Annotated in this window: 17 protein-coding genes; 10 read left to right on the forward strand and 7 right to left on the reverse strand. The window is 59.3% G+C overall.

Annotated elements, in window-relative coordinates; all coding sequences use genetic code 11:
• Positions 1-117 precede the first annotated feature (117 nt).
• The 7 genes from E2L05_RS05525 to E2L05_RS05555 all read right to left on the reverse strand — a co-directional run bounded on the left by E2L05_RS05525 (position 118) and on the right by E2L05_RS05555 (position 7,032).
• Positions 118-1,329: an NAD(P)/FAD-dependent oxidoreductase gene (locus E2L05_RS05525; protein ID WP_133341900.1), complete on the reverse strand. Its 1,212-nt coding sequence runs from the start codon at positions 1,327-1,329 to the stop codon at positions 118-120.
• Positions 1,330-1,476: 147 nt separating this feature from the next.
• The gene (locus E2L05_RS05530; protein ID WP_133341901.1) at positions 1,477-2,328 is read right to left on the reverse strand and encodes a sulfurtransferase; all 852 of its coding nucleotides are present in this window, start codon (positions 2,326-2,328) and stop codon (positions 1,477-1,479) included.
• A 17-nt stretch (positions 2,329-2,345) separates the two neighbouring features.
• On the reverse strand, positions 2,346-3,452 hold the full coding sequence (locus E2L05_RS05535; protein WP_133341902.1) for an acyl-CoA dehydrogenase family protein: 1,107 nt from the start codon (positions 3,450-3,452) through the stop codon (positions 2,346-2,348).
• Between the two features lie 60 nt (positions 3,453-3,512).
• Positions 3,513-4,049 carry an OsmC family protein gene (locus E2L05_RS05540; protein ID WP_133341903.1) on the reverse strand — a complete coding sequence of 179 codons (537 nt, stop codon included), beginning with the start codon at positions 4,047-4,049 and terminating at the stop codon, positions 3,513-3,515.
• 31 nt (positions 4,050-4,080) lie between these two features.
• A complete protein-coding gene (locus E2L05_RS05545) occupies positions 4,081-4,896 on the reverse strand; it encodes an ABC transporter permease (RefSeq protein WP_133341904.1) in 816 nt (271 codons plus the stop codon).
• Positions 4,893-6,155: an ABC transporter substrate-binding protein gene (locus tag E2L05_RS05550; protein WP_133341905.1), complete on the reverse strand. Its 1,263-nt coding sequence runs from the start codon at positions 6,153-6,155 to the stop codon at positions 4,893-4,895. Before E2L05_RS05550 ends, E2L05_RS05545 begins: the two co-directional genes overlap by 4 nt.
• 40 nt (positions 6,156-6,195) lie before the next feature.
• On the reverse strand, positions 6,196-7,032 hold the full coding sequence (locus E2L05_RS05555) for an ABC transporter ATP-binding protein (protein WP_133341906.1): 837 nt from the start codon (positions 7,030-7,032) through the stop codon (positions 6,196-6,198).
• A gap of 294 nt (positions 7,033-7,326) precedes the next feature.
• Between E2L05_RS05555 and E2L05_RS05560 the strand changes: the two genes are divergently transcribed.
• The 10 genes from E2L05_RS05560 (at position 7,327) to E2L05_RS05600 (ending at position 17,826) form a co-directional block, all read left to right on the forward strand.
• Positions 7,327-7,971: a TetR/AcrR family transcriptional regulator gene (locus tag E2L05_RS05560; RefSeq protein ID WP_133341907.1), complete on the forward strand. Its 645-nt coding sequence runs from the start codon at positions 7,327-7,329 to the stop codon at positions 7,969-7,971.
• Between the two features lie 150 nt (positions 7,972-8,121).
• Entirely contained in the window at positions 8,122-8,886 is a 765-nt protein-coding gene (gene fabI / locus E2L05_RS05565; protein WP_133341908.1) for an enoyl-ACP reductase FabI, read from the forward strand.
• Between the two features lie 22 nt (positions 8,887-8,908).
• The gene (locus E2L05_RS05570) at positions 8,909-10,288 is read left to right on the forward strand and encodes a bifunctional enoyl-CoA hydratase/phosphate acetyltransferase (protein WP_133341909.1); all 1,380 of its coding nucleotides are present in this window, start codon (positions 8,909-8,911) and stop codon (positions 10,286-10,288) included.
• The gene (locus tag E2L05_RS05575; protein ID WP_133341910.1) at positions 10,285-11,451 is read left to right on the forward strand and encodes an acetate/propionate family kinase; all 1,167 of its coding nucleotides are present in this window, start codon (positions 10,285-10,287) and stop codon (positions 11,449-11,451) included. Before E2L05_RS05570 ends, E2L05_RS05575 begins: the two co-directional genes overlap by 4 nt.
• Positions 11,452-12,264: 813 nt before the next feature.
• Entirely contained in the window at positions 12,265-13,221 is a 957-nt protein-coding gene (locus E2L05_RS05580; RefSeq protein ID WP_133341911.1) for a lysylphosphatidylglycerol synthase transmembrane domain-containing protein, read from the forward strand.
• Positions 13,222-13,460: 239 nt separating this feature from the next.
• Positions 13,461-14,408, forward strand: a complete 948-nt coding sequence (locus tag E2L05_RS05585; RefSeq protein ID WP_133341912.1) for a sulfurtransferase — start codon at positions 13,461-13,463, stop codon at positions 14,406-14,408.
• A gap of 7 nt (positions 14,409-14,415) precedes the next feature.
• Entirely contained in the window at positions 14,416-15,534 is a 1,119-nt protein-coding gene (locus E2L05_RS05590; RefSeq protein ID WP_133341913.1) for a YeeE/YedE family protein, read from the forward strand.
• Complete coding sequence (locus E2L05_RS20705) at positions 15,534-15,710, forward strand: hypothetical protein (protein WP_164687180.1); 177 nt, start codon at positions 15,534-15,536, stop codon at positions 15,708-15,710. The genes E2L05_RS05590 and E2L05_RS20705 overlap by 1 nt, the downstream gene beginning before the upstream one ends.
• A 99-nt stretch (positions 15,711-15,809) precedes the next feature.
• Positions 15,810-16,565 (forward strand): SDR family oxidoreductase, encoded by a 756-nt coding sequence (locus tag E2L05_RS05595; RefSeq protein WP_133341914.1) that lies wholly within the window; start codon positions 15,810-15,812, stop codon positions 16,563-16,565.
• Positions 16,566-16,677: 112 nt separating this feature from the next.
• Positions 16,678-17,826 carry an ABC transporter substrate-binding protein gene (locus E2L05_RS05600; protein WP_133341915.1) on the forward strand — a complete coding sequence of 383 codons (1,149 nt, stop codon included), beginning with the start codon at positions 16,678-16,680 and terminating at the stop codon, positions 17,824-17,826.
• The last annotated feature ends 69 nt before the right edge of the window (positions 17,827-17,895 follow it).

A 17,895-nucleotide genomic window follows, 5' to 3' on the forward strand; every position in this document is an offset into this window, starting at 1 on the left:
ACGGGCATTTGCTTGGTGGCAGAACGGCGGGTGCGATCGCGTGTTCCAGCGCGAGACACTCCCCAATGATGCGCCCCGTCGGAACATCTGCGGCGGTCTTGCCCGGTGCGGTGGCGCTTAGCCGGCCATCAACTCTTTCAGGGACAGGCTTGTGTCGGCGACACGGTCCGGTGATGGCGATTGCCCTGCTTCGATCATCCGCTTTGCGACCATGTAGGCGCGCGGATTGTTCATGGCATCGACTGACAAAAGCTGATCGTTCCCGAAGTACCAATGTGATCTCGCTCCGGCGTCGTCGCGCACAACCACGTTGTCATACCCCGTGTTCAGGCCGGCGATTTGCAGCTTTACGTCATATTGGTCTGACCAGAACCACGGCTTGGCTTCATAAGGGTCCGTTCCGCCCAACATGGCTGCGGCCGTGGCTTCGGCGTGCTCGATGGCATTCGGCACGCTTTCCAGACGAAGCCGCCCCCCTTTGTATGGAAACGAGGCGCAATCCCCGGCCGCGAATACGCCAGAGGCAGAAGTCTGGCCAAGCGCATCCACTGCGATGCCGTTGTCGATCGCAAGTCCTGCGTCTTGGGCCAGATCGGTGCCGGGCCGAATGCCGATCCCGACGACGACAAAATCCGCCGCAATCTTGCGTCCGTCTGCCAGAACGGCACCGCTGACATGACCGTCCTCGTTGGTCAGGCTTGCAACGCCGGTGCCTTCGATGATCGTGACTCCGTGGCTTGCATGCAAGTTCCTGAACCATGTGGCCGTTTCCGGGGCGGCGACGCGGGCCAAAATACGCGGGGCCTGTTCGACCAGCGTGACGGCCAGCCCGCGGCTTGCGGCGACGGCCGCCGCTTCCAAACCGATATATCCACCGCCGATGACAAGCATGTGCCGACCGGGCGTACATTCCCCGGCCAACGCGTCGGCATCTGCAAGGGTGCGCATGGTGTAAACGCCCGGCAGGTCTCCGCCGATGGCCGAAGGCAAACGCAAGGGCGGGGCGCCCGTGGTCAAGGCGAGCATGTCAAAATTCAGGCTGCTGCCATCGGACAACGTGATTTGCTTGGCATCCGTGTCGAGCGCGGTCGCGCGCGTGCCCAGCCGCAAGGCGATGTTGCGGTCCGCATAAAAGGCATCAGGGCGCAGAAACATCCGCTCTAGGGCCATATCGCCAAGCATGTACTTCTTGGACAGCGGCGGACGTTGATACGGCAAAGCGGGTTCTTCGCCGATCAGCGTTATCGTTCCATCAAAGCCCAGATCGCGGAGTTTCGCGCACAAAGAGCTGCCGGCCTGCCCGGCCCCGATCACGGCGATATGGGTCATGTGTCTTCGTCTGCCTTGTCTTTGTATCGCGGCCCGCTGCGCGGGCGGCCTGTCGGTCAGTTGCGGACCAGCCGCATGCGACGCCGATAAGGCGCAATTGCAGCGCGGGATTCAACCTCTCTCGCGCTGCAAAAAGTGGCTTTCAGGTCAGGCCGTGTAGGGAAGACCTTCGTCAATCGGCAGGCTCATGTCGCGGGACCATTCGTTCCATGACCCGAAATACATTCGTACATCCTTGATGCCCGCCTCTTTCAAGGCAAGGAACGTGTTCGATGCGCGCGCGCCCTTGAAACAATAGAGCCGGACAGGTGTGTCAGGTGTGATGCCGACGGTGGCGCATTCGGCCAGAATTTCCACAGACGATTTCATCATGGCACCCTCGGCTGTGGGCTTCATCATCCGATACCATTCAATCCACACTGCGCCCGGGATTCGGCCCTTGCGCGGGCAGAAATCCTTGCCATAGGGTGACGAACTTTCGCCGGTCCATTCGTCCACATCGCGCACGTCAAGTATTGCAGCGTCTTCTGACAGTGCCGCTTTCATTGCATCCACATCCATCATGATAACGGCTGCGTCCGGGTCGATGTCAAAGCTGGCAGGGGTGGGGGCAACGGGATCTGTGGACAAGGGCATGCCTGCTGCGGTCCACGCGGCCAGACCGCCATGAAGAACCTTCACCGATGGATAGCCAAGATAGGCGAGCAAGAAGTAGCCCCGGCACGATTGCCCGAACCCACTATTCATGGATTGCTCGTAAATGACCGCAGTCTTCGTACCATCGAGGCCGGCAGCGCCAAAATCGGCGGCGAATTTTTGCGCCAACTCGGCCATTCCCGCACTGTCCGAGGTCGCAAGATAGGTGAAAATGTCGTGCAGGTTCACCGCCCCTTCGACATGGCCGGCGGCGTAGCTTTCGGGATCGCGCGTATCGATGATGACAGTGCTGTCCTTGGGCATAGCCGCAAGTTCCTGCGGCGATATAAGGGTCTTCGACATGGGACTCTCCTGTTGGGTCAGGCCGGCAGGTCCGCCAGCATTTTGCGCAATTGTTTTGTTGCGGGGGTGACGATGGCCACGAAATAGGCTTCGCGCAGGCGTCTTTGGGCTGTGCCTTGGCTGACATACCCGCGCGCACCGCAATGCAGCATCGCGTAATGCGCGGATTCAACGGCCATCTCGCCGCCCTTGAGTCGCGCCGTCAGAACGCGCCGAAAATATGCGTTGGACGGGTCATAGGGGGTCTTTGCCAGATCAGCGATTTCGGTCATCAGCGCGCTCAACTCAGTCCGAAAATCATCCGGCTGCTTTTCAAGATACTGGTTCACGTGCCCTAGCGGGCCGGTCACCTGATCCATCAGGTCGATGCAGCTTTGCACCATGCCGCTGGCCATACCGCATTGCATCAAAACGAAACCGCCGCGGATGCGTTTGATGAATTGCTCTGCGGGGTCTGCAAGGATGTATTCGTCAGGGATGAAGGCGTCGCGGAATTGAACCTGACAGGTCGCCGTGCCGCCCATGGCAACGAAGTCGTGGTCAAGTTTGAGCTTCACGCCGTCCCAACCGGAATAGGCAACGGCCATAACTTTCTTCGGTGTGCGCGACCCGTCAACCGGGGCGTCAAATACAATGCCGAAATAGCCTTCTTCACCGATATTGGACACCCAGGGAAGCAGGCCTTTGACATGGTATCCACCGTCCACCCGCGTGGCTTTCAGGCGCATGGGCTCAATACCGTTGACGGCTTTCATGGGGTTGGACAAGCCGGTTCCGCCCAGCACTTCGCCGCTGGCGATGCGGGGGCCAAGCGTGGATTTCAGATGCTCGTTATCCGACGAATAGATGTACCACGCCAACGCATCCTGACACCAGATGCAGAACGCGGTGGATGTACACACCTCGCCCGCGCGCGACATGGCTTCGATGGCGCGCATGACGTCGATGCTGCTGTCAGGGCCATCAACGTGGCTTCCATAGGCGCCGGCACTGCCATAGGCGCGCATGACGGCTTCGGGATACTCGCCCGCGTCGATGTCGCGGACCATCGGGGCAAGGGTCTGGGTCGTGATGCGGTCAACCTCGGCAGTGTCCACGGGGTCGATTGGCAGGGCGATGTTCATGGCGCGCTCCTTGGTGTGAAATGGGCCGACCGGGCACAAAGACCCGGTCGGTGCGAAGGGTCAAACGGCGACAGCTTCCATGTTCACCGGGCGCGAGAAGGTGTTGAACACCGGCGACCACTGAATGACATGGGCAACAAGCTCGTCGATTTCCGATTTCGGGCAATCACCTTCCATGTGCACTTTGATGCGCACATCGGTGAAACCGACCGGCTTTTCGCTGGTATCGCCGGTGCCCCAAACGGCGGTGATGTTCAGATCACCTTCAAGCTCCAGTTCCAGCTTTTGCACCACGATGCCGCGCGCAACGGCGTTGGCATGCAGACCGACAGCGATGCACGAGCCAAGCGCGGCAAGGGATGCTTCGGATGGGTTGGGGGCAGTGTCATCGCCCAAAAGGCCGGGGGGTTCGTCCACGATGTACGGTTCCAGATCGCGGATATAGTTGGCGTGGCGGAATTTGCCTTCGGCGACAGTCTTGCACTTCAGCGTCTTGACCGCCTTTGGGTCGGCTTTGCCCTTTTCGATCAAGCCATCAAGTCCGGCTTTGTCGATGGGCGCAAGGCAGCCGGTCAACACGGTTGCAGGTTCAGACATGGGATCCTCCTTCTTTGGATCTTGCGGGGGCTCAGGCGTCGCTGCGCACCCAGTTGAATTTCTTGATTGCCATCATCAGTGTGAAATCGAGGAAGAACCCGATCACTCCGATGATGACCACGGTTGCCCCAAGGCTGGCGTAGTCCAGCGTGTCGCGGGCATCGTTGATCGCGTAGCCAAGGCCGGATGTGACCCCCAAATATTCGGCGGGCACCAAGACGACCCAAGCGACCCCAAGCGCAAGCCGGATGCCGGTCAGGATATCGACCGAGATTGCCGGAAGAATGACGACGAACAGCATGTGGAACGGGTTCGCGCCAAGATTGCGGGCCACCTTCAGCCATGCGGGGTCGATCCGACGCAGGCCTGCCGCCGTGGCAAACAAGATCGGCCAAACCGCCGCCACGAAGATCAGAAAGATGATCGCGCCATCCCATGTGTCATAGGCCATGACGGCGATAGGCATCCACGACAGGGGCGAAATCATGCGCAGGAATTGGAACGGCACGTTCGTGATTTCGCGCAGGATCGCGATGCGACCGATCGCAATGCCTACCGGCACGCCAATTGCCGCCGCGAGTGCAAGGCCCATCCCGACGCGGTAGAGCGACGGAAGGGACATGTCGATGACAGCGCCAGAAGCAACCAGTTCCGCAAGCCGTGACAGGGTTGGGGCCGGGGCGAAACTGGCGAAGGCAAACAAATCGTCATTTCTGGCGATCATCTCTCCGCCAATCCACCACAACACCAGCAGCAATCCGATGCCGAGAAGGGCATTCACGGCCCCACGGGCGCGGCCAAGACCCGGCATCGGGCTGCGCTGCGGTATGTCGGCGGCGGCGCTCATAGCTTGAGAACCTCCTCGCGTTCGTAGGGATCGCCGAAATTTACAGACGGATCGTTCTTCCACTCTGGGTACTTTTCCAAAGCGGATTTCACGAAGCTGTAGTTCACGAGGTCATCCGCCACGAACTGCGGATCTAGGCCGTCAAGGAAGGTCGTGTCGCCGCTGACCACCGTATCGTTCATCGCCTCGACAATCATCCGCGTGGCCGATGGATAGGGCCAGGGCTGGAAATCGATCCGACCGTTCTTGAACTCGGCCTCGTTCTTTATTGCACCGCTTTCGATGTAATCGGGGTTATCGTCGTACAAAGTCATGGCGCGTTTCACGACAGGTGCGGGGGCGGGCAGGTACCCCATGCCGTCCTTCGACAACAACGCGGCGACTTCTTCCTTATTCTGACTGGCATAAATCGAGCCGCGCACCACAGCGTTCATCACGGCCTGTGTCCATTCAGGCTTGGCGGTGGTGACTTGCTCGTTCATGCACACGACGCAGCAGGGGTGATTTTTCCAGATATCGCCGGTGAAGCGCAGCATCCGTGCGCCCGCCATCATTTCACCCAGCGCATTGAACGGTTCTGCGACGATATATGCGTCGATTTTGCGTGCAGCGAGGGCCGGAGGCATTTCCGGCGGCGGCAAGACCTGAAGGTTGCATTCGTCCGGGGCCAACGGCTCGCCCTGTGCTTTGATCACCGCTTTGATGCCAGCGGCCCGCAAGGCGTATTGCAGCACAATGTTGTGCATCGAGTACCAGAATGGCACCGCGACCTGCTTGCCGCCCAGACCCGCAAAATCGGTAATGTCTGTATGCCGACCGACCACCAAGGCAGAGCCATTGGTGTGGGCCCATGCCATCACCTTGACCGGGAAGTCGTTGTTGTACCGCATCCACACCGGGATCGGCTTGAGGAAGTGAACGAGGTTGAACTTCCCCGCTGCGAAACCTTCGATCAGGGGGGACCAGCCCCGGATCAGCGTTGGCTTTTCGGCTTCCAGACCTTCATCGGCGTAAAACCCTTTGGCATGCGCGACCAGAAGCGGCGTCGCATCCGTGATAGGCAGATACCCGATACGGACCACATCGTCGTCTTGCGCGCGCACTGGCGATGGCAACCCACCCAAAATCGTGGCCAACGCAGCCGCCAATCCGCCCTGTGCCAAAGTGTCGAGGGTTTGCCGTTTGGCGTGATCCACGCCGTCATGTCCGCAGCAGGCCGCGTGCAGGTCGAGCGGAGTGTGGTGGGGGTCATGGGTCATCGGCGTCTCGCTTTCGATCGTATTGAGGAGTGGGGCAGGGTCAGGCTTGAGTGCCGGGGACCTGCGCGATGTCGGAATAGGTTTGCATCAGGCGCGTATGCTCGCGCTGGAAGGCATCGTTGCCGCCGTTTCGGTCTGCGTCGCTTAGGGAAATGGGGATGTCGCTGGCGATCCGCCCCGGATTGGCGTCCAGCACCAAAACGCGATCCGCCATCCGCACCGCTTCACCGACGTCATGGGTCACGATCATCAGGGTCAGGCCAAGCCCGCGCGCGATCTTGCGCACGTCTTGTTGCAGGTTGCGGCGGGTAAACGCGTCTAGCGCCGAGAATGGCTCATCCAAAAGCAGGACTTCGGGTTTGGGCGCAAGCGACCGCGCCAAGGCCACCCGCTGTTGCTGTCCGCCGGACAATTCTTGTGCATTGCGGTCTGCAAAGCCGCCCAAATCAACAAGGTCCAGCACTTCGGGAACACGGGTGGCGATTTCATAGCGTCTTTGGGTGAACCGAAGGCCAAGCGCGGCGTTCTGGGCCACGGACATCCAGGGGTAAAGAGACGGTGCCTGGAACATCATCACCCAGCGGGGCGATGGGGCGCGTACACTATTCCCGTTCATGAGCACTTCGCCCGAGGACGGCATGCTCAGGCCTGATACCATGTGCAGCAAGGTTGACTTGCCGCAACCCGACCGGCCCAACAGGGCGACAATTTCACCGGGCTCAACAGAAAAGCTGATATCGCTCAGGACCGGACCATCACTGCGTCTGTAGGTGTGAGTGAGGCCGCGCACCGCAACATGTGCACCGTTGGATCGCGCGGAGGGCGCAGGGGCGTTGCCCGGTCCCGTGTCGGTCCTGTTGATCGGTTCTACTTTCATGCGTACGCACCTTTGCGGCGTGATCTAAGTTGTCTTGGTTGATCTGAGAGGACGCCACAGTAGACGGTCAAGTGAACAGATCTGTCTGGTGCGCGGGAATCCAAAAAGGTCAAAATTCATGCCATAATTTCGCGAAATGATAAATTATAAGGCGTATTTCGGCGCGTTTCGGGGGCTGGGCGATCTACTCACGGGTGTTCGATTCTGAAAAACATACAGCTCTGTACAGTTGCATTGCCTGATCATCCCAAATGTGAAAAACAGAACAGACGGTAGTATGACCAAGGCGCAGCCATGACAGCCCTCGACGCCCATGACCCCGATCAGGCCTTTCAAGACGCCACTTCGGTGTGCGACTGGAATTTTGCGCGGCACATGCCTGCGACAGCGCGTGATAGGATATTGTCAGCCGCATCGTATTTGTTTTGCCATAATGGGTTTTCGGCAACCGGGATCGACACGATCGTGGCACGAGCTGGGACCGCGAAGGCGACGCTCTACAATCACTTTGCATCCAAAGATGTACTGATCGAGGCCGTTTTGGAGGCGGAAGGCACGGCGTGGCGGCGATGGTTCTTTGGCCGCTTGCAGCAGGTTCGCGGTGGACCCGATCAACGTGTGCTGGCGGTTTTCGATGTGCTGCACGACTGGTTTGCCGATGAAAACTATTTCGGCTGCCCATTCATCAATGCCGTGGCTGAGTTCGAAACGGGCAACCCGTCAATTCGCGCGGCAGCCGATGTGCACAAGGCGCACTTGTTCACATGGCTCAAGGCCGCGGCGATTGAAATGCAGGCCGAACAGCCAGAGAGCGTCGCGCGCGCGATCGTGGTACTGGTGGATGGGGCCATTGTTGCGGCACAGCACGCCCGAAACCCAGGGTTTGCACTTGATGCGCGTCGTGTCGCCGCCGTTTATCTGGACAGTGTGCGCGCTTAGTCCGCGCTCATCGGCTGATTCTTATGGCAATCTGTGTTTCCATTGCCGCTTCGTGCTTTTGCAAACCTGCGTCTATTGCCGTGCCGTTCATTGCGTCGTACCGGTGTTACGAGGGAGTGGCATGCTGCGTTGCAGCGGAAAGGGCAATTTATGTTCTCACTCGAAGGTCGCAAGGCTCTGATCGTTGGTGTCGCCAATGATCATTCCATCGCATATGGCGTGGCAAAGGCGCTGCGTGCGCAAGGCGCAGACATCGCAATAACCTATCTCAATTCCAAGGCAGAGCCCTATGTGCGCCCGCTGGCAGAAGCACTGGACGCAAGCCTTTTTCTGCCACTTGATGTGACAGATGATGCGCAAACGGCTGATGTGTTTAAATGCATCGCTGAAAAGTGGGGAAAGCTGGATATCCTGGTGCATTCCGTCGCCTTCTGTCCGCTGGAGGATTTGCACGGCAGGGTGGTGGACGTGTCGCGCGGCGGCTTTGGGCAAGCAATGGACATTTCTGTACATTCGTTCCTGCGCATGATCCGGCTTGCAGAACCGCTGATGCCGGATGGCGGAACCTGCATGACGGTCAGCTTTCAAGGATCTGGCAAGGTCGTGGACAATTATAATATCATGGGTCCGGTCAAGGCGGCGTTGGAATCTGTCACGCGCTATGCGGCTGCCGAACTGGGGCCAAAGGGGATTTCGGTGCACGCCTTGTCGCCGGGACCTATGGCAACCCGCGCCGCCAGTGGACTGTCCCATTTCGACGCGCTGCTCGCAGATGCGTCGTCGCGTGCGCCGACACATCATGTCGTGACCATTGACGAAGTGGGCGCCTATGCCGCGTTTCTGTCCAGCCGCGAAGCCTCAAGCGTTACGGGCGGTGTGCATATGATTGATGGCGGCTATAGCATCGTCGCATGATCGGCCGATCCGGAGAATTGAAATGACAATCTACCACAATATTCCGTTCAATCGGCTGACAGTCGGGATGGAGGCGACTGCAGAGCGGTTATGCCTTGCCGATGATCTGTACATTTTTGCGCACTCGTCGGGAAACCTGAATCCCTTGCATATTCCCGAAGCGGACGGCGATGGCGATGGTATTCCCGAGGCGATGGCCCCGTCCGCGTGGGTGGGTGCGTTGATTTCCGGTGTTCTGGGCAACCAACTGCCGGGACCCGGGACCGTTTATGAAAGCCAAATGCTGGAATATGTCGGGCACGCCAAGCAGGGCGACACATTGCGGATCACTGTGCGACTGACCGAAAAGCTTGATGGTCGCCGCGTGCGTTTGGACACGCGCGTCGATACGCAGGATGGTGCGCCCGTTGCGATTGGCGAAGCCATCGTTGTTGCCCCAAGCATCGAGGCGGAATTTGACGCCGCTGGTGTGCCGGGTCTTGGTGTATACCGCCACCGCCATTTTGATGCCCTGTTGGCCAGTGCAGAGCCGCTGGATGCGACCCCGACTGCCGTTGTGGTTCCGGATGATGCGCATTCGTTGGGGGGGGCGATGCTGGCGATGGAGCATACCATCATCACGCCCATACTGGTCGGTGACCCCGAACTCATCGCTTTGGCCGCGGCCGAGCTGGGGAAAGACCTGTCGGGGATCGAAGTGATCGCTGCCGAAAATCATGCGGATGCTGCTGCCAAAAGCGTGGCTTTGGTGCGCTCTGGCCGGGCGCGGGCGCTGATGAAGGGCCATTTGCACACTGATGTGCTGCTGTCAGCGGTGCTGAAACGTGAGGGCGGTCTGCGCACAGGGCGACGTTTGAGCCATTGTTTTGTTTTCGATGTTCCAGGTCTGCCGCATCTGCTGACCGTAACCGATGCGGCTATCAACATTGCTCCTGATCTGGAAACAAAGGTCGACATCGTCCAGAATGCGATCGACCTGATGAGGGCGCTAGGCGTTGAACAGCCCAAGGTTGGCGTGCTCTCTGCGGTCGAAACGGTCACGCCCAAGATCCCGTCCACATTGGACGCCGCAATTCTGTCGAAAATGGCAGAGCGGGGGCAGATCACAGGCGGACTGGTCGATGGCCCGCTGGCGATGGACAATGCCATGGACCTTGAGGCGGCGCGCACAAAGGGCATTACTTCGCTTGTCGCCGGCCGTGCCGAGGTACTGGTCGCGCCGAACCTTGAGGCGGGGAACATGCTAGCAAAGGAATTGACTTATGCGGCCCATGCCGAAGGCGGCGGGGTCGTTCTGGGCGCAAGTTGCCCGATTATCCTGACCAGCCGCGCTGACGGCGAAAAGGCACGCCTTGCCTCTTGCGCGATTGCGGCACTTGCGGCTGGGGCCGCAAAGGTATGAGCTGCGTACTTACGCTGAACGCAGGGTCATCATCCATCAAGTTCGGCGTCTATAACGCCGCCCCTGAACCCGATTTGCTCGCCGTTGGGCTGGTCGAAAAGCTGGAAAGCGCGACGCCGCATCTTGTTTTGCATCAAGGGAGCGACACCACCGAACATACCCTTTCGGAGGGTGGCCATGATGCCGCCGTTATCGCGATATTGGCGGCGGTGACGCCAGTTCTGGCGGGACGCAAAGTGGCCGCCGTGGGGCATCGGATCGTCCATGGTGGGCCGGACCATTCGGGGCCTGCGCGCGTCACCCCCGAGATGCTGGCAGATCTTGAACGCTATGTCCCTTTTGCGCCACTGCATCAGCCGCACAACCTGTCCGCGGTCCGCGCGGCGATGGTCGCGTTTCCGGATGCCGTGCAAGTCGGTTGTTTTGACACGGCATTTCACAGGGGTCACCCTTTCGTAAATGACACCTTTGCGCTTCCGCGACGATTTTATGACAAAGGCGTGCGCCGGTACGGGTTTCACGGGCTGAGTTACGATTTCATCAGCGGTGAATTGGACCGGATCGACCCGGATGATCATCACCGCCGGACAATCGTCTGCCACCTTGGAAACGGCGCCTCGCTTTGCGCAATTCGGGGTGGACGAAGCGTTGGGTCCACAATGGGGTTTTCGGCGCTGGACGGGTTGCCCATGGGAACGCGCTGCGGCCAGATTGACCCCGGCGTCGTGCTGTACCTCTTGGATCAGGAAGGCATGACCAGCAGCGAGATATCAGGACTGTTGTACAAGGAAAGCGGGCTGAAGGGCATGTCGGGCCTGTCAAACGACATGCGCGAATTGCTTGCCTCGGACCGCGCTGAAGCGGCGCAAGCGGTGGACTATTTCGTTTTTCGGATCCGCCGCGAGATTGGCGCAATGGCTGCGGTTCTGGGCGGACTGGACACATTGGTTTTCTGTGGTGGCATTGGCGAGAATGCCGGCGAGATCCGCGCGAAAGTCTGCGAGGGAATGGACTGGTTGGGGATATTGCTCGACCGTACGGCGAATGAAACGCCGTTTTCGCAGCCGGGTGGCGTGGTGTCGGAGGGAGAGGTCACGGTGCGGGTTCTGCGCACAGATGAAGAGCGGATCATCGCCCGCGCAGCGTCTGCCGCGCTGGAGTGATCGTTATAGTGCGCTTTCTTAATCGTGCCGTCTTGTTGTGTGGTGCGGAAGGCCGGGGCGATCATCGACCCACACTTTGTTTCGGGTGCTGGCGTTTCTCGCAGGCCCTAGCGTCACAACGGTCCAGTAGATTGACGCAAGGCTCGTGCACATGAAAAGGCCAACTATAGCGGCCAGCATCGGCCCGACGCTGCACTCAACACACAGCCAAACTGTCAACGGACTTGCCGCAATGACAATCCCTGATTTTACCATCAAGGGGCTAAGCCAATGGTGAAATCTTTGTCTTTCTGACTTGTTACTCACTCGTTTCCCGATCTCGAGATGTAAAAAACTACGATCCGAGAGATCGCCTGGGCTGCTCATAAACCTCTCGTGTGTCTTTTTCATTAAATTTATCGTGTTTGCGTAGATAACTTCGGTTATGGGTGCTTAGGGCCGTAAACAAAGCCTTCAGTGTGCAATTCGTCGCGCTTTGCCCGTTTTTGGCGTTTCAGGCGCGACTTTTCGGTCGCATGCCATGCGCCCCGGATGGGTGGGTGCTGTTAAAAGTGACCTTCGCGCGCGGGCGATCTCGGTCCCATGTTCCAGAAAGCGGCGTTGCAGTGCGCCCACTCTCACGGCTTTTTCTTTTGACGTTCTTGGTCTGCGCCGATTTTTCGCTTACTCGGTCAGCGCGTCCGCGACTGGTGACGCAGTGCCGGCGAGCATGATCAAGGTCTGGGTGGCAAACATGTTTCCTAACAGCGGCGCGGTTTTATCTGCGGTCGTACGGGGCCCACGTGCTTCGGTTCGCAGACCCGCGAGCGTGACATGAAACTTCCGGCAAAACTGCGTGAATGGCGGCCGGGAAAAGGCACGGTGCGCCTCTTGTCCACGTTTGGATTGGTGGTTCTGTTGGGCTTTGTGGTCGATCTGCGCGCGGCCGTATCGCTGTTGTGGGCCGCGGACGGGACTTGGCTTTTGGCGGGGTATGCGGCGTTGACCCTGCAAACAGTAATTTCCGCAGCGCGTTGGCGACTGATGGCAGAGCGGTTGGATCATAGGTTCAGCCTGCTTCGGGCGGTCCGCGAATACTACTTGGCACAATTCCTGAACCAGACATTGCCGGGCGGGATGGTGGGCGATGCTGGCCGTGCGCTGCGGGCGCGTGAAGGGGCAGGGCTCGTGCGGGCCGGTCAGGCTGTCTTGTTTGAACGGATGTCCGGACAAATCGCTTTGATCGTGTTGGCTGCACCTGGTCTTGCAGTGTCTGCCATTTTGCCCGGCGGCGTGCGCTGGCCTGCCGCCCTTGGCACGGTTGCGCTTGCTGTGGCGGCGTTTCTGGTCCTGATGCCACTTCTGGTGCTGGGCGGAAGCCGTGCACCCGGCGCGGTTGGCCGCGCGTCGCGGGACTTTCTGGGCGCTGCCAAGCACGCCGTGTTCGCGCGCGAGGTCCGGTTGACACAAATTGTGCTGAGCTTTGGAACAGCTCTATCTACGCTTGCCGCGTTCAGTTTCTGTGCGGCTGCGACCGGCACAGGGCTGAACGCCTTCTCGGTGGTGACAGTGGTCCCGTTGATCTTGCTGGCGATGATTATTCCGTTGTCGGTTGCAGGTTGGGGCCTGCGCGAAAGTGCTGCGGCACTGCTGTTTCCGGTGATCGGCGCGTCGGCCGAAGCAGGTGTTGCGGCGTCGGTCGCGTTCGGGTTGGTTTTCTTGGCGGTCACATTGCCGGGCGCTGCCGTGCTACTGTGGGATATGCAGGTGCGCCGTGGGTCCGCTGATTGAGGCAACGAAATCACCCTGATGACGGAGTGTTGAAAAAGCACCATGTCTGCGAATTGAGAGGGTTGAGGAAAGCATTTCCCACTTTCAGGACATAATTTTGAACAAAATCCCGAGACGTGGCGAAATTGGCGAATGAATTAGAACTATTTCCTTTGCCTCGGCTGGCTGTCGCACCTTGATTTTGTCCTGAGAAACGGCGAAATGACGCACAATAGACATTAGTTCCCATGGAGGACGCTATGAAACATTTCGCTCTTGCGACCGTCGCGGCGGCCCTTTCGCTGCAAACCGCTGTCTTTGCCCAGGAGTCTACTGATTTCGGTCCGTTGATTTCTGTGCAGGATTTGGTCGCCATTCAGGCCGAGGTCGACCCACTCGTGATCGATATCCGCGCCGCAAATGAAGATGGCTACGCCGGCGGCCACATCGCCGGGGCGGTCAGCGCGCCCTATGGCCTGTTTCGTGGTCCGGCCGAAAACCCGGGTGAACTGGTTCCAGAAGACAAACTTACCGAGGTTCTGCGCAGCCTTGGCGTAACCACAGATCGACCGACTGTTGTTGTGCATCAGGGGTCTAACGAAACCGATTTCGGGGCCGCCGCGCGCGTTTACTGGACGCTGAAGTCAAGCGGCGTCAGCCAACTGGCGATTTTGAACGGCGGGATCAATGCGTGGACCGAAGCGGGTGAGGCGCTTGAAAAGACAACAGTAACGCCAACTCCGTCCGACATTACAGTATCGTTTTCGGATCAGTGGTTGGCGACATCTGACGAGGTGCTCGCAGTTGTGAATGGCGAACAAAACGCGCTTCTTCTTGATGCGCGTCCGGAAGAGTTCTGGTCCGGCCAGACAAGCCATGCAGCGGCCGCAAAACCCGGCACTTTGCCACAATCCAAGTATTTCACGCACTCCACTTGGTTTGGTGGTGGCCCGGTTATCGTTGATGCCGATGCCGCTCGGGATCTTGCGGCGCAACAGGGCTTTACTGACGAAAGTGAGATCGTTTCATTCTGCAACACCGGGCACTGGGCTGCGACCAACTGGTTCGCTTTGAGTGAACTGGCTGGCATCGAAAATGTGAAGCTTTACCCGGAATCGATGGTAGGATGGTCGAACAAGGGCTATGAAATGGCCAATGTCCCAGGGTTGCTTCAAAACCTCTGGACCCAGATCAAAAGCGTATTCTGAGGTTTAAATGACTGATGTGACTGCGGTAAACACCGCTTCGGGAACATCCCATCGCGCCGCCCTTATTGGGGCGGCGGCTTTGTTTGTGGCTGTCGTTGGCCTGTTCGTGGGTGCGCGCTACGGCCTTCTTCTGGCGATCGGCCTTGGTTTTGGCATCACGCTTGAAGGATTGCGGTTCGGTTTTGCGGGCCCGTGGCGCGCCATGATCTTGCGCCGTGATCCGGCCGGAATCATCGCCCAGCTTTTCGCGATCGCGATTGTGGCGATTGTGGCAATCCCGCTTTTGGCCAGTCACGGCGACGAGCTTAACGGCGCGCATGCTCCGGTCGGAGTGGCGATGATCGGCGGGGCCTTCGTGTTCGGCATATGCATGCAGATCGTGCTTGGTTGCGGATCGGGTACGTTGGTGAATGCCGGTAGCGGCAATCCCGTGAGCTTGGTTGCTCTGCCGTTTTTCGCCATTGGCAGTTTTGCCGGCGCGTATCATCTGTTCTGGTGGACAGGCCTTGGGTCGGCCCCGCTGGTGGTGTTTTCCGGAACCAGTGGCCTGATCATTACGCTTGTGGCGCTGGCCGCGATCGGGGCCTTCGTTTGGTGGCGCGCGGCGCCAGAAAACCGCCGTGTGCCCCGCCGCTTGTGGATCGCCGCGAGCTTGGTTGCCCTGCTTGCGATTGGGAACCTGATTGTGTCTGGCCAGCCATGGGGCGTGGTTTACGGCCTTGGCCTATGGGCTGCGAAGGGCGTCACGCTTTTGGGCGGTGATCTGTCTGGGTCTGCATTTTGGGGGTCGCCGGACACTCAAAATCGTCTGGCCGCCAGCGTCCTGACCGATATCACCAGCTTGACCAACATCGGCATCATCGCCGGGGCTGCGCTTGTCGCGTCCTGGCGTGCGGGACTAAAACAGGCGCTGCCCAAACTTCCCGCGCGGGCATGGATTGCGACGATCGTAGCTGGCTTTCTTCTGGGCTATTCGTCTCGGTTGGCGTTCGGCTGCAACGTGGGCGCATTTTTCAGCGGTATCTCGACAGGTAGCCTGCATGGGTGGGTCTGGTTCGGGGCTGCGTTCCTGGGTGCCGTGCAAGGCGTTCGGATTCGCCCCTATCTTGGTCTGGAGGCACGCTGATGCAGCTTACCCGCAGATTTGTCGCCGTCATGGCGCTTGGCTTGATCGGCCTCGTTCTGGTGATTGATTTCGCCGGCGGCGCGGTGCCCAATGCCTATCAGGCCCCGGCTGTCGTTGCGCTGGGGTCTGGTCAGGTGGCCACTGGCGCCATGTGCGCAGGATTGCCCGGGAACTGAAGCGCGAAGCTGGATTGTGTCGGCTCATAGAGCTGTCTTTTCTCGGCGGAGTGAATAGGGCAGGTTAAGCTGCATCGCATCCCAGCCAAAAGGACAGCCATGAAAATCGCCGATCTTCCCGTGATCGTCACCGGCGCAGCGTCGGGCCTTGGTGCTGCCACGGCCCGGTTTCTTGCCGACCGCGGTGCACGCATTGCGTTGTTTGACCGTGACGCCCAAGGTGAAGCACTTGCAGCTGAAATCGGTGGTTGTTTCTTTGCCGTGGACATCGCGAACGAAGCCAGCATCGCGGGGGCTGTTGACGGCGCGGTGGAATGGTTCGGGGCGGCCCCGCGGGCTTTGGTGCATTGCGCTGGAATTGTGCATGCTCAGACGACCTTGGGCCGCAACGGGCGACACACATTGGATGCCTTCACCAAAGTGATTGATGTCAATTTATCCGGAACCTTCGCACTGGCCAGCGCCGTTTCCGACGCAATGGCTGGCTCTGACCCTGACGCAGATGGATCGCGCGGGGCCATCGTTCTGACCGCGTCAGTGGCAGCCTTCGACGGGCAGCGTGGGCAAGTGGCCTATGCTGCGTCGAAGTCGGGTGTCGCGGGCATGGTTTTGCCTCTCTCGCGCGATCTGGCCCGCAACGGGATCAGGGTTAACGCAATCGCGCCGGGGTTGTTCAAAACGCCGATGTTGGAAAGCCTTGGTGACGACGTGTGCGCGGACCTTGCCAAGGATGTGGCGTTTCCTCGGCGACTTGGAAATCCGGAAGAGTTTGCGCATGCAGCCACATTTTTGATTGAAAACAAATATATGAATGGCGCGACGCTCAGGCTGGACGGTGGTATCCGGCTTCCTTGAGGCGCCTTGAAACCCGGGCAAAACCACCGGCGAAAGCTTGCCGACGTCTTGCAGCGGGTCGCGTGGTGGCTTACCGTCTGACCAAACAAGATGGACCGAAGGGACGATAGGGATGACACGCAAGGGATGGGTCGTTGGCGCGGCCATGATGCTGGCTTTGGGGCTCACGCAAGCCTCTGCTCAGGATTCTGCGCTGAAGGTCGGTATGATCACGACGCTTTCAGGCGGTGGTGCTGGTCTTGGCATCGATGTGCGTGACGGCTTTTTGCTTGCGGTCAAGCAAGCAGGCGTCCCGATCGACGTCGTCGTCGAAGATGACCAGCGCAAACCCGATATTGCCGTCCAACTGGCTGACAAGCTGATCCAATCGGACAAGGTCGATGTGATGACCGGGATCATTTTCTCCAACCTCGCGATGGCGGTGATCCCGTCAGCTGTGGCACAGGGCAAGATTTACCTGTCGCCCAATGCTGGTCCATCGCAACTGGCCGGTCCAGGCTGCAACCCGAACTACTTCAACGTTGCGTGGCAGAACGACAACCTGCACGAAGCAGCAGGTGCCTATGCCAACAGCGCCGGTCACAGCAACAGCTTCATCCTTGCGCCGAATTACCCTGCCGGGCAGGATGCGCTGACCGGATACAAGCGTTTCTACGAAGGCGAATTGGCCGGAGAGCTTTACACAGCGCTGGGTCAGACTGACTACGCCGCCGAGATTGCACAGATCAGGGCAAGCGGCGCTGACAGCGTGTTCTTCTTCTTGCCGGGCGGAATGGGGATTTCGTTCCTCAAGCAATACGCGGATAGCGGTGTTGATATGCCGGTGATCGGGCCGGCCTTCAGTTTTGACCAAGGCATTTTGCAAGCCGTCGGCGACGCTGCACTGGGCGTGCGCAACACCTCGCAATGGTCCAAGGACCTGGACAACCCGACCAACGCGGCTTTTGTCGAAAGCTTTCAGGCCGAATATGGTCGGTTGCCGTCGCTTTACGCCAGCCAAGGCTTTGACACCGCGAACCTGCTGATCAGCGCGATGGGCAAAGCCGATGTCGCGGATGCAGACGCGTTCCGCGCGGCCCTGAAAGAGGCAGATTTTGACAGCACGCGTGGCGCCTTCAAGTTCAACACCAACCAGCACCCGGTGCAGGACATCTATGTGCGCGAAGTCGTCAAAGAAGGCGACGTGTTCACCAACCGCATCGTTGCGACAGCCCTTCGTGAACGCGGCGATGCTTATGCCGCTGATTGCCCGATGGAGTGAAGGCGCCCTTGACCCTGCGCGCTGATCCATTCCTGCCGGAGGCATAGACACGTGCGATTCATTGCCGTC

This window comes from Meridianimarinicoccus aquatilis (genome assembly GCF_004358675.1).
GTDB lineage: Bacteria > Pseudomonadota > Alphaproteobacteria > Rhodobacterales > Rhodobacteraceae > Meridianimarinicoccus > Meridianimarinicoccus aquatilis.